This window comes from Nguyenibacter vanlangensis (assembly GCF_013376155.1).
Classification (GTDB): Bacteria; Pseudomonadota; Alphaproteobacteria; order Acetobacterales; family Acetobacteraceae; genus Gluconacetobacter; species Gluconacetobacter vanlangensis.
Genome location: NZ_JABXXP010000049.1, coordinates 1 through 11,701 on the forward strand (window position 1 = coordinate 1; position 11,701 = coordinate 11,701).

Genomic DNA, 11,701 nt, shown 5'->3' on the forward strand with positions numbered 1-11,701 from the left:
CCGCGCGGCCGCCGGCATCGGCCCGGCCTTCTCAGCCGCGCGCGGCCCACGCCCCGGAGCCAGGAAAAAGAGCAGGGAAAACACCAAGAAACCACCCAGCCCCACCCGCATGACCACCACCCCGTTCCGACACCGGTCCGATCACCCTACCGCACGCCCCACCCCGTGTCAGGGGCACCGCCCGAGGATCTGGCCTGAGGATCTGGCTCGGCGATTTGGCGCGAACCGGCTTTTGACCCATAATTTCCACACGATGCACAGAACCACGACCAAGGGACCGACCGCGCGCATGGCCGTCCGCCCGGCCGCCGCCTTCAGCGGCCAGCTCGCCGAAGTCGATCTGCGCCTGCTGCGCGTCTTTCGCACCGTCGCGCAGAAGGGCGGCTTCGCCGCGGCCGAACTGGCGCTGGGCAAAAGCAAATCCTCGATCAGCATCGACATCGCGGCGCTGGAAAACCGCCTGAAGATCAAGCTGTGCAAGCGCGGGCGCGGCGGCTTCGCCCTGACGCCCGAAGGCGCGCAGGTCCTGGACGCGACCACCGACCTGCTGCGCGACATCGAACGGTTCCGCGACCGGGTCAATTCCGCCAGCGGCATCCTGTCGGGCCGCTTCACGCTCTACGTCACCGACAACATGCTGGTCTATGGCGAGACCGGCATCGTCCGGGCCCTGGAACTCTTCGCGTCGGCCCACCCCGACGTCGTCATCGACCTCCGATCGACCGCGTCGCACGAAATCGAATACGCGGTGCTCGACGACCGCGCCACCGCCGGCATCACCCTGCGCCCGCACGCGCAGCCCAACCTGCAGACGACGCCGCTCTTCACCGAAACGCTGCATCTCTATTGCGGCCGCCGGCACCCGCTCTTCGCCCGGGCAGACGACCCGATCACCTTCGACATGCTGGACGGCCACCGCCTGATCGAAGTCTCCGACGCGGCCACCGCGCCGGGTTGGGAGGACACGCGGCGCACCCTCACCTTCTCCGCCTCGGCCGAGAATATCGACGCGCGCGCGCTGCTGATCCTGACCGGCCAGTTCATCGGCTTCCTGCCCGAAATCTTCGCCACCCCGCTCGAGGCCAGCGGCCAGTTCCGCCGCCTGAACTGCGCGGGCCTGCCGCTGGTCACGCAGTTCCATTTCCTGGTCAAGCGGGATTCCCACGCCAGCCTGATGGCCGAAACCTTCCGCCGGATCCTGCAATCCACCTGCTGACCCGGCCCGCGCCGAAACGCCTGCCTTACGCTCCCGCCTTGCCCAGATGGCCGAAGCTGGCCGGACGCCGCGCGCCGTCCGGCAGGGCGATCCGCCCCTCGGCGACGCGCCGGCCGAGATAGCGATAGGTCTGCAGGGCCTGCGCCCACATATGCTCGCCGATGGTGATCGTCTCATAAGCCTGCCCCGCCACCGCGAAGGCCGGCAGCGGCCGGATCTGGGTGTGGTAATCGCAGGCATAGAACAGCGGGAAGGAATAGCGCTCCTGCTTCACCTTGCGGACCCGGTGCGCGGTGGCGACGAACGCCCCGGCGGTCATGACCTCCAGCATGTCGCCGATATTCACCACGAACGCCCCCTCGACCGGCGGGGCATCGATCCATTCCCCCTTGCCGTTCAGCACCTCCAGCCCCGGCGCATCGGCCAGCAGGATGGTAAAGCATTCGTAATCGGTATGCGCGCCGATTCCCAGCGCGTCCTCGGCGTCCTCATCATGCGGATAGTGGATCATCCGCAGCTTGGAGGGCGGAAAGCGCGCTAGGTCGTCGAAATATCCCTCGGCCAGCCCCAGCGCCAGCGCGAAGCCGCGAAACAGGGTCCGCCCCAGCGCGAAGACCGCCTGGTAATATGCCTGGGCCGCCGCGCGGAACCCCGGCAGCGCCGGCCAGTCATTCGGCCCCAGCAGCGGCGTGCCCGCCCGCACCAGCGGATGGTCCCCCGGCACCTCATAGCCGATGTCGAACGCTTCCTTCCGGTCGGGACGGCCGGTGCCGTACACCTCCTCGCCTTCCGGCACATAGCCCTTATGGGTCGCGGACGCGCCGATATAATGGCGCATCTTGTCGTCGAAGGGCTGGGCGAAGAAATCCCGTGCCGCCTGCCGCACATTCCCGATCAGCTCCGGCGCGACCTGGTGGCCGGAGATATACAGGAACCCGACATTGCGCGCGGCCTCCCCCAGGGCCGCCGCCACCCGGGCGCGCGCCTGGGGATCGGCACTGTACAAGCCGGCGATATCGACGACCGGTATGGCCGTGAAATCCCCGCGGGCGGTCAAGGGATCATGCTCTGTCGTCATCGTCTTCATCCTGCGCGCAAGCTGACATGAATCGCGAAAAATGCGCCCGCTCGGCCTGCCCCATCCAGGCATTGAGGTCCCACAGATCCGCGACGGGCGTCCCGGTAAAGGGCAGGCGGTGCAGGTACCCGTCCGGGCCGAATTCCGGCGTCATCGTCGTCACCGCCATTCCCCGGGCCCGCTGGGCCCGCCAGACCCGTTCCCAATGGTCCTGGTGGAACAGCAATTCGCGCCGATATTCAGGCGCCGCCGGGTGCGGCACCTGCGGTCCCTGGTCATAGCCGACACGAGCCTGGATATGATGCACCCGTGCGACGAACGCGCCGAAATCATCGGCCGGATCATCCAGCAGGCGCTCGCTGACCACCACCCAATGGCTGATATCGGTGGTGAACAGCACGTCGGGATGCTGCCGGACGACCTCCAGCGTCACCCAGGGCGTGGCCAGGATCCGCGCGCGATGCGTCTCGAAGACGCAGCTCACGCCGCCCGCGCGCGCGATCTCCTGCGCGCGGGCAATGAACTCCACCTGCTGCGCCGCCGACCAGCGGTCGCATCCGCCCAGTACATTGACGAAACGCGGCGCCAGCGCGGCCGCGCGCTCCAGCCCGTCGCGCAGATCCGCCAGATGCGCCGCCACGCCGGCCGATTGGTCCGGAATCACCCCGCCGCCCGTCAGCACGATGGCGATATAGGGCACGCCCTCATCCCGCAGCAATTGTCCCCGCTCCCGCGCCTCGGCCAAGCTCGCCGGCACGCGGGCCTCGATTCCGTCGAACCCGGCCGCGCGCAATTCGGCGATCGCCTCGGCCCACGACCCGCCATGGCCCCACAAGCTCCGAAAGAGATCCAGCCGCATCCCCCCGCCTTCCGCCATCGTTCCCGCCCGCTTCGATCGCGATGAAGCGTTCCACACCGGTCGTTCCGCAATAAATAGGAACATCGCAAAGTAAACTTCATCCCGCCCGCACGGCGCGCCGCGGCCTTGCCTTGCCCTTTCGTCCCCCCGCCCCTAGAGTCGCGGGACCATTGCCGCGTCGGGCCGCGAAACGACGACATCCCCTCATCACGCGCAAAGGACCCTTCTCCCTCATGCAATTCTCAGCGTACCGCGCACAGTGGGCCCATGCCCCGCTGCGCGAGGTGCTGGCCGGCATGGTCGGCACCTTCGCCCTGATCCCCGAGGTGATCGCCTTTTCCTATGTCGCCGGCGTCTCGCCCGCCGTGTCGCTCTACGCCTCGTTCGTCATCAGCGTCGCGATCGCCATAACCGGCGGCCGGCCCGGCATGATCTCCGGGGCCGCGGGCTCGGTCGCCCTGGTCGCCGCCGCTTTGGTGCATCGGCACGGCACGCCCTACATGCTGCTGGCGACCCTGCTGGCCGGCCTGCTGCAAATGCTGTTCGGCCTGCTGCGCCTGCAGGTGCTGATGCGCTTCGTCTCGGCCGAGATCCGCACCGGCTTCGTCAACGCGCTGGCCATCCTGATCTTCTCCGCCCAGGTACCGCAGATGCTGCACGCGACCTGGCACAGCTACGCGCTGATCGCGCTGGGCCTGGCGATCATCTATCTGCTGCCCCGGCTGAACGACGCGATCCCCTCGCCGCTGGTCTGCATCGTCGTGCTGACGGCGATCACGATGTGGCACCGCATGCCGGTCCGCACGGTCGCCGACCTCGGCGCGCTGCCGGCCGGCCTGCCCGGCCTGGCCCTGCCGCACGTGCCACTCGATGTCGCGACATTGGAAACCGTCCTGCCCTACGCGATCGCCATGGCCGCCGTGGGATTGCTGGAATCGCTGATGACCGCCCGCGTGGTCGACGACGCCACCGACACCCACGGCGATCCGCGCATGGAATGCACCGGGCTGGGCCTGTCGAACATCCTGGCCGGAGTGTTCGGCGGCATCGCCGGGTGCGGCATGATCGGCCAGACGGTCGGCAATCTGCGCTATGGCGGGCGCGGACGCCTGTCCACCTTCACCGCCGGCGCGTTCCTGCTGGCGCTGATGGTGCTGCTGCACCGCTATGTGGCCCAAGTGCCGGTGGCGGCGCTGGTCGCCATCATGATCATGGTGTCGATCAGCACCTTCGCATGGGGATCGCTGCGCGACCTGCTGCGCCACCCCAAATTGTCCAGCCTGGTCATGCTGGCGACGGTGGGCGTGGTGGTGGCCACCCACGATTTGGCGGCCGGGGTGGCGGTCGGCGTGCTGCTCAGCGGCGTGTTCTTCGCCTGGCGGGTGATGGCCCTGGTGGCGATCACCCGCCACGGCACGGACGGCACCGACCGCTACGTCGTCAAGGGCCAGCTCTTCTTCGCCTCCGCCGACCTGCTCTATGACGCGATCGACTTCCAGACCATGGCCCACACCGTCGTCATCGACGTCACCGAGGCCCATTTCTGGGACATCACCTCGGTCGGCATGCTGGAAAAGACCCTCGCCAAACTCCAGGAACGCGGCCTCACCGTCACGGTCGCCGGCCTGCACCCCGACCGCCACGGCGTGATCGCCGCGCACGCGCAGCAGGAATTGCTGGCCATGTGAGCCGCGGCCACCGAGCACCGGGCCAGTCCAGGGACCCGCCCGGCGACCCCGTCCCCGGACCCTGCGTCAGGCGGCCGAGATCACCACCTTCATCGCCTTTTCCTCCGCCGCATGGCCGAACACCGCATAGGCATCCAGAATTCTGTCGAAGGTGAAGCGATGCGTCACCAGCCGCGCCGGATCGATCCGCCGCGATGCCACGCTCTTCAGCAGCATGGGCGTGGTGACCGTATCGACCAGCCGGGTGGTGATGGTGATGTTCCTGTCCCACAGGCGTTCCAGATGCAGGTCGACCTTCGTCCCGTGCACGCCGACATTGGCGATGGTCCCCCCGGCGCCGATGATCGCCTCGCAGAGTTCGAACGTCGCGGGAATGCCGACCGCCTCGACCGCCGTATCGACCCCCAGCCCCTCGGTCAGCGCCATCACGGTCGCGACGGCGTCGCCCCGGCCGCTATCGACCACGTCCGTCGCGCCGAATTGCAGCGCGGTCTGCAGCCGGTTCGCGTCCAGGTCGATCATGATGATCCGGGCAGGCGCATAAAGCTGCGCCGTCAGCAGCGCGGCGATGCCGATCGGTCCGGCCCCGACGATCGCGACCGTGCTCCCCGGCGCCACCTTGCCGTTCAGCACCCCGCATTCGAACCCGGTCGGCAGGATGTCGCTCAGCATCACCAGCGCCTCCTCATCCACCCCGTCCGGCAGCGGATAAAGGCTGGTATCGGCATGGGGCGTGCGCACGAACTCCGCCTGCGTGCCGTCGATCCGGTTCCCCAGCACCCAGCCCCCCGTCGTGCAGTGCGAGAACATGCCCCGCCGGCAATAGGCGCATCTGCCGCAGGACGAGATGCACGAGATCAGCACCCGGTCGCCCGGCCTGAACGCCGTCACCGCCGCGCCGACTTTCTCCACCACCCCGATCCCTTCATGCCCCAGGACCGTACCGGGCAGGCAGGTCGGCACATCGCCCTTGAGGATATGCAGGTCGGTGCCGCAGATCGTGGTCTTGGTCATCCGCACCACCGCATCGCCCGGATCGCGGATCTCGGGGACAGGCCGCTCCTCGACCGCCATCCGGCCAGGACCGTTATAGACGAACGCCTTCATGACATCGCTCCGCCAGTTGATCGCCGCGCGGCTCCCGCCGCTTCGGCAATGCACGCCTCTACGCGTGCCCGGCCCGCCCCGCCTTGATCCTGCGCAAACCCGCGCGCGACGTGCCGCGACAACGCGGCAGCCCGTCCGGCGTTCGGGTTGCGGCCTTCAGGTCCCCGCCTCCTTCGATTGCGGCGCCCTCTGCCCGAACAGCACCGCCTTGCCCGCCTCACTCACCTCGGGACGCACCGCCGGCGACTGATCACCGTCCCCTCCGTCACGCACCCGCCGGATCATCCGCCGGATAATTCGAAGGAAACAGCGCGCGCCGTGCCGCCTCGTCGATTTCCGTCTTGAAATCATGCCCCTGCCCCACCTGCCGCGCCCGCGCCGCCGCCGGCCGGGCATCGACGGTCAGGAACCACCGCCGCAGATTGGGAAAGGGCGCCAGCGGATCGTCCTGCACCGCCAGCACCCGCGACGCCATGCGGATCCAGCCCCAGGCCGCCATGTCCACGATCGTATAGCCGCCCCCCACCAGATAGTCGCGCCCGGCCAGATGCAGGTCCAGCACGCGGTAATGCCGCGCGATCTCCCGACGATAGCGATTGACCGCGTACTCCAGCCTGTCCGGCGCGTGATGCTGGAAATGCACCGCCTGGCCGGAAAACGGCCCGACCCCCGTCGCAATGAAGAACAGCCAGGACAGCAGATCCGGCCGATCCTCGGCATCCCCCAGGAACCGCCCGGTCTTTTCCGCCAGATAGAGCAGGATGGCATTGGAATCGAACACCCGCGCCGGCTTTCCGCCGGGACCATCCGTATCGACGATCGCCGGCACCTTGCCGTTGGGATTGATCGCCAGGAAGGCCGGATCGTGCTGCTCCCCCTTGCGGGTATCGACGGGCACCAGTTCGTATTCCAGGCCCGTCTCTTCCAGGAACAGGGCGATTTTGGCCGGATTGGGCGTGGGATGGAAATAAAACCGGATCATGGCATCTCCTTGCAGTCCACCAGGGCAGTCCACCAGGGCACTCCAACACCCGGCGAAGACCGGTCCCGCCGGAACCTTGCCGTTTTGTATCGATCGATCTAAAATCATTCAAGAAAGACAAAACCGGAACGGAGCGCATTGCCGCACATGGCCAGGCCGAGGGAATTTGACGAAGACGCGGCGCTCGCGGCCGCGATCGACTGCTTCTGGACCCGGGGGTACGAGGCAACGTCGGTACGCGACCTGGCCGACAGCATGGGGATCACCGGCACCAGCCTCTACAATGCCTTCGGCGACAAGCGCGCCTTGTTCCGCCGCGCGCTCCGGCATTATTCCGAACACGGCACCGTCCGCCGCTACATCGCGCAGGCGGACGGCCAGCCGCCGCACCGGGCCATAATGGGACTTTTCCAGGCGATCATCGCGGAATCGCTGGCCGATCCCCGCCGCCGGGGCTGCCTGGTGGTCAACACGGCGCTCGAGATCGCGCCCCATGACCCCGAATGCCGCCAGGCGGTGACCGACCGGCTGGACCGGATCGAATCCTTCTTCCGCGATCGCGTGGCGGCCGGCCAGGCCGACGGCACGATCGCCACCACCCCGCTGGCCCCGGACATCCTGGCCCGCCATCTGCTGGCGCTCGTGCTGGGCATCCGCGTCATGGCCCGCCTCCGCCCCGAACCCGCCATGCTGGACGCCATGGCCGCCCCCGTCATCGCCCTGCTCGACGGGACCGCAGCAGGCCATGCCGGCGCGACATCGGAATAGCGGCACCGGAACAAGAGCGCCCACGCCGAACGCCATGGCCGGCGATCACGAAGATGTCCGGCCCAGCCGGGCCGCCAGTTCGGCGGCCTGCTACCCGACGACGATCCCGGCATCATCAGCCGCGTTTCATCAACGACCTGATCTTTTCGGCATCTTCCGGCGTCGCCGGGTTATAGACGACCAATGTGAGGTCCGGGCGCCCATCGACCGAAAAAACCGAATATTCGAAGGCGAACGGCCCAAGAAGCGGATGCCGGATATGCTTGACGATCTCGCCGGGCGCGGCGCTGACGCCGTTGTCGCGCCACATCGTCCGGAATTCGGGACTGAGCCGGCAGAGTTCATCCACCAGAGGCGCGATCTCGTCCGCCGCCCCTCCGCGCGCCACATCGACCCGGAAAGCCCCGATCACGAAGCGCGCCACGCTGTCCCAATCGTGCTGCATCGCGCGGGCGCCCGGATCGAGGAAGAGGGTGCGCAGGATATTGCGCCGCGTCGGCGGCAGCGCGCCGTAATCCCCCAGCATGACGGTCGCCGCCTTGTTCCAGGCCACCACGTCCCATGTCGCGGTGCGGATGATTGCGGGGCTCGACTCCAGCGCATCGAGCACCCGCTGGAGGCGCGGCGTAACGCCGTCGCTCTTGCGATAGCGCGCCTCCGGCGGCCGCCCCAGCCCGAGCAGGAACAGATGCTCGCGCTCGACATCGGTCAGCATCAGCGCCCGGGCAATCCGGTCCAGCACGTCCGCCGACGGCGTGCCGCCTCTCCCCTGTTCGAGCCACGTGTACCAGGTCGGGCTGATATTGGCCCGCTGGGCGACTTCCTCGCGGCGCAGGCCGGGGGTGCGCCGGCGGTCCGGCTGAAAGCCGAAGGCAGCCGGGTCGAGCTTCGCCCGACGGTCCCTCAAATACGTGCCGAGGCGCTTCTCGCCGGCCGGATGCAGGCTCATCCTGGTACTCTTTATAATATGATAACGTCACTACTTTACCAGCATAGGGCACGGGACGAGATTTGTCCTGCCTGAAACGGGGAGACATTACCCATGCGTGTATTCGTTACCGGTGCCACCGGATTCATCGGCCTTCCCACGGTCAGGGAGCTGATCGCCGCCGGACATGACGTCCTCGGCCTGGCCCGTTCCGAAGAAGGCGCCCACGCCCTCGCCGCCGCCGGCGCCGAGATCCAGCGCGGTACGCTCGCGGATCTCGACAGCCTGCGCACCGGGGCCGAAGCCTCGGACGCCGTCATCCACCTGGCGTTCGTCCATGACTGGTCGAATTTCGCGGCGAGTTGCGAAACGGATCGTCGCGCCATCGAGGCCCTGGGCTCCGCGCTCGCCGGCTCCGCCAGGCCCCTCATCGTCACGGGGGGACTGGCGGGACTGGCCGAGCCGGGTCGCGCCGCGACCGAAGACGACCAGATCCCGCCGGATTTCCCATTCCCGCGCGTCTCCGAACAGACGGCGCTTGCGCTGCTCCCACGGGGCGTCCGCGCCTCGGTCATGCGCCTTCCCCAGGTTCATGACACGGCCAGGCAGGGCCTCATCACGCCCCTCATCGCGATATTTCGCGAGAAAGGCGCCTGCACCTATGTCGGCGACGGCGCGAGTCACTGGCCGGCGGCGCATGTCCGCGATGTGGCCCGTCTTTACAGGCTGGCGATCGAGAAGGCCGAATCCGGCGCGATATATCACGCGGTGGCCGAGGAAGGCGTGACGATGCGCGATATCGTCCACGCCATCGGCCGGCGCCTCGACCTGCCGGTCCGGTCCATCGCGCCCGACGAGGCCCAGGCGTTTTTCGGACGGTTCGCCATGTTCGCGGCGCTCGACATGCGCGCCTCCAGCGTCCGCACGCGCAGGCGGCTGGAATGGGAACCGACCGGACCCGGGTTGATCGCCGACCTCGAGCAGCTTCAGGTCGCGCAGGACTGAACGGCCATGTAAAACCGCCTCTCCACGACCGGCTGATCTCCGAAATTCAAGACGAGAATTCGTCTCATGAATTTCGGAGGCGGCATACCGCGCGAACGGTCGGAATTCCGCCATCCCGAGACGGGCCCTTGCCCTGTCGATCATTCACGATGATTCAGCCGCTGCTATTCAGCCGCTGCTTGGCGGAGCGGAAAGCCACCCATTGTCCCGGTAATATCCGACCATTCTTTTGACGATCGCCTTGACGGTCCGGTCGGCGTTTTCGTGACCGTCGCCGGTGGCTTCCCGCGTGATCGCGACCCCGCCATGGACGGCTAGAGCAGATCCCGTTCAAACGGACTCGTTTGAACGGGTGAAGATGCTCGATAAAATAACAACCTAGAGCATTTCCACTGAACCGGTGTTCGGTGGAAATGCTCTAGGCCGATCGGATTCCAGGCACTGACGGCCACACCGGGCATCGCGCCGCTATCCGCCCTGACCGTGAAGTCCAGCAGGGCGTCCAGCCGCACCCCGCGCATATCGACGAGCATGACATGCGCTTGCAGACAGCTCTTCCCGGCGCCGAAGCCGACCAGTGTCCTGCCCGAGAAATTCTTATGAGAATTTCTCGGATCAGCAGGCCACTCAAATATTGATTCCCGCGTCCAGGCATTGCCGGACTGCAATCTGGAGACATCGACGACAAGGGCGAGTTCCCGGCCCGCTTCATGTGGCGGCGCCTCATCGCCCGAAGCTGGATGCGCGGCGATATGGGCTTTCCGCAGGCTTTGGACGAGTCCGGCCACAAGCGCGCTCATGGTGCTGTCCATCGCGCCCGCATTTGCCGATGTCGGGACCACACGCGACGTGACGTCCACCGCGACAGGGGCGACCGGCCGGACATCCCGCGCCGTCGCCGGCCCATCGACATGAGCCCCCGCGCAGCCGGACAACACGATCAGGGCGCCGCCCGCCGCCGTCATGCGCATCTGCGCCGCCCACGTCTCCGGCAATGAGGGGCGACGTTCGGCCGAAATCATGGCAAGGGATAGACATAGACCGGGGGACGCACCACCACCGGCGCGGGATAGATGACGGGACGCGGCACGACATAGGCGGGATAGGCGTAATAGGGCGGATAAGCATAGGGCGGGTGGCTCGCGGCCGCGCCCACGGCCGTACCCAGGGCCGCGCCCGCGGCGACACCGGCCGCCACGGCGCCCCAATGAGGGCGGTAGCAGCATGGTCCGGCACCCCGCGTATGCACCGTCACGCCGCCGCGCGGCCCCCAATATGTGGCCGTCGCCGCCTGCGCCGACGCGACCGACAGCATGGTTGCAACGGCTGCGGCCGAAAGGCCGGACTTCGGAAAACGATCGAACATCGTGTTTGTCTCCAGAAGAAAGAAAGCGGACACGCGGCACGGCGTGCCCGCTCAGGATTGCGGATGCCAATCGGCGGGCGTGAGATAACCCTTGTGATCGTCATCCATTTGGAAAAAACGTTCCTCCAGGCGGGCTTTCTGCTGGTCCGGATCCATCCGGCCGAACATCGCCGCACGCATCCCGCCCGACGCGGCGATCCGTGCGCGGGCGAAAGCCTCGAATTCGTCTCGCGAAATCCGTCCGTCCCGATTGGTGTCCGCCGCCTGGAAGCTCGCGAGACGCCTGTCCTGCTGCGGGTCCGGCGACTGCGCCCGCGCGGCTCCGGCCAACGCGTTCATGGCCAACATGACCACGCCACAGATCGCGACGAATCCGCCCAGGTACGAAAGAGTCCGAAACATCGTTATCTGGTCCTCCGACGCTGTATCCGATCCGTGATACGGAGCCGCCGTGCCGATGCGACGGCGGTTCTCGTTTTTTATTCACGGCGCGGGGTAGAGGACCGCCGGGGGCGGATAGACGATCGCGGGCGGCGGCGTGTAGGCCACGGGGGGCGGCGGCAATTGCTCGCCATTGCCGACCATGCATTGCGCATAGGCGCCGTCATAACGATGCTGGAAACTCTGCGCGGTCTGCCGCCCGCGCGCGGCGCCGAGCACGGAACCCAGCAGCAACCCGCTGCCGGCGCCGATCGCGGCGCAAC

At 67.5% G+C, this 11,701-nt stretch carries 12 protein-coding genes and 1 pseudogene; 4 read left to right on the forward strand and 9 right to left on the reverse strand.

Features of this window, described 5'->3' with window-relative positions; all coding sequences use genetic code 11:
- Positions 1-289: 289 nt before the first annotated feature.
- Positions 290-1,216 carry a LysR family transcriptional regulator gene (locus HUK84_RS05160; protein WP_246285407.1) on the forward strand — a complete coding sequence of 309 codons (927 nt, stop codon included), beginning with the start codon at positions 290-292 and terminating at the stop codon, positions 1,214-1,216.
- Positions 1,217-1,241: 25 nt separating this feature from the next.
- Here the strand turns inward: HUK84_RS05160 and HUK84_RS05165 are convergent, their stop codons facing one another.
- Together HUK84_RS05165 and HUK84_RS05170 are read right to left on the reverse strand one after the other, a co-directional pair.
- Positions 1,242-2,294 carry an isopenicillin N synthase family dioxygenase gene (locus tag HUK84_RS05165; protein ID WP_176639312.1) on the reverse strand — a complete coding sequence of 351 codons (1,053 nt, stop codon included), beginning with the start codon at positions 2,292-2,294 and terminating at the stop codon, positions 1,242-1,244.
- Entirely contained in the window at positions 2,278-3,153 is an 876-nt protein-coding gene (locus HUK84_RS05170) for a sugar phosphate isomerase/epimerase family protein (RefSeq protein ID WP_176639313.1), read from the reverse strand. The genes HUK84_RS05165 and HUK84_RS05170 overlap by 17 nt, the downstream gene beginning before the upstream one ends.
- Before the next feature lie 233 nt (positions 3,154-3,386).
- On the opposite strand from HUK84_RS05170, the gene HUK84_RS05175 reads away from it, so the two are divergent.
- Entirely contained in the window at positions 3,387-4,841 is a 1,455-nt protein-coding gene (locus HUK84_RS05175) for a SulP family inorganic anion transporter (RefSeq protein ID WP_176639314.1), read from the forward strand.
- A 66-nt stretch (positions 4,842-4,907) separates the two neighbouring features.
- Here the strand turns inward: HUK84_RS05175 and HUK84_RS05180 are convergent, their stop codons facing one another.
- Positions 4,908-5,948 carry a zinc-dependent alcohol dehydrogenase family protein gene (locus HUK84_RS05180; protein ID WP_176639315.1) on the reverse strand — a complete coding sequence of 347 codons (1,041 nt, stop codon included), beginning with the start codon at positions 5,946-5,948 and terminating at the stop codon, positions 4,908-4,910.
- A 265-nt stretch (positions 5,949-6,213) separates the two neighbouring features.
- On the reverse strand, positions 6,214-6,930 hold the full coding sequence (locus tag HUK84_RS05185) for a glutathione S-transferase family protein (RefSeq protein ID WP_176639316.1): 717 nt from the start codon (positions 6,928-6,930) through the stop codon (positions 6,214-6,216).
- A 147-nt stretch (positions 6,931-7,077) separates the two neighbouring features.
- On the opposite strand from HUK84_RS05185, the gene HUK84_RS05190 reads away from it, so the two are divergent.
- The gene (locus HUK84_RS05190) at positions 7,078-7,698 is read left to right on the forward strand and encodes a TetR/AcrR family transcriptional regulator (protein WP_176639317.1); all 621 of its coding nucleotides are present in this window, start codon (positions 7,078-7,080) and stop codon (positions 7,696-7,698) included.
- Positions 7,699-7,813: 115 nt separating this feature from the next.
- Here the strand turns inward: HUK84_RS05190 and HUK84_RS05195 are convergent, their stop codons facing one another.
- Positions 7,814-8,647 (reverse strand): helix-turn-helix transcriptional regulator, encoded by an 834-nt coding sequence (locus HUK84_RS05195; protein WP_176639318.1) that lies wholly within the window; start codon positions 8,645-8,647, stop codon positions 7,814-7,816.
- Between the two features lie 93 nt (positions 8,648-8,740).
- Between HUK84_RS05195 and HUK84_RS05200 the strand changes: the two genes are divergently transcribed.
- The gene (locus tag HUK84_RS05200) at positions 8,741-9,631 is read left to right on the forward strand and encodes an SDR family oxidoreductase (protein ID WP_176639319.1); all 891 of its coding nucleotides are present in this window, start codon (positions 8,741-8,743) and stop codon (positions 9,629-9,631) included.
- 314 nt (positions 9,632-9,945) lie between these two features.
- On the opposite strand, the gene HUK84_RS05205 is transcribed toward HUK84_RS05200, so the two are convergent.
- The 4 genes and pseudogenes from HUK84_RS05205 to HUK84_RS05220 all read right to left on the reverse strand — a co-directional run.
- Complete coding sequence (locus tag HUK84_RS05205; protein WP_246285408.1) at positions 9,946-10,653, reverse strand: DUF4410 domain-containing protein; 708 nt, start codon at positions 10,651-10,653, stop codon at positions 9,946-9,948.
- On the reverse strand, positions 10,650-10,997 hold the full coding sequence (locus HUK84_RS05210) for a hypothetical protein (RefSeq protein WP_176639321.1): 348 nt from the start codon (positions 10,995-10,997) through the stop codon (positions 10,650-10,652). Before HUK84_RS05210 ends, HUK84_RS05205 begins: the two co-directional genes overlap by 4 nt.
- A 51-nt stretch (positions 10,998-11,048) precedes the next feature.
- Positions 11,049-11,399, reverse strand: a complete 351-nt coding sequence (locus HUK84_RS05215; RefSeq protein WP_176639322.1) for an EF-hand domain-containing protein — start codon at positions 11,397-11,399, stop codon at positions 11,049-11,051.
- An 81-nt stretch (positions 11,400-11,480) separates the two neighbouring features.
- Positions 11,481-11,701: pseudogene (locus HUK84_RS05220) on the reverse strand (glycine zipper family protein); the annotation flags it as partial.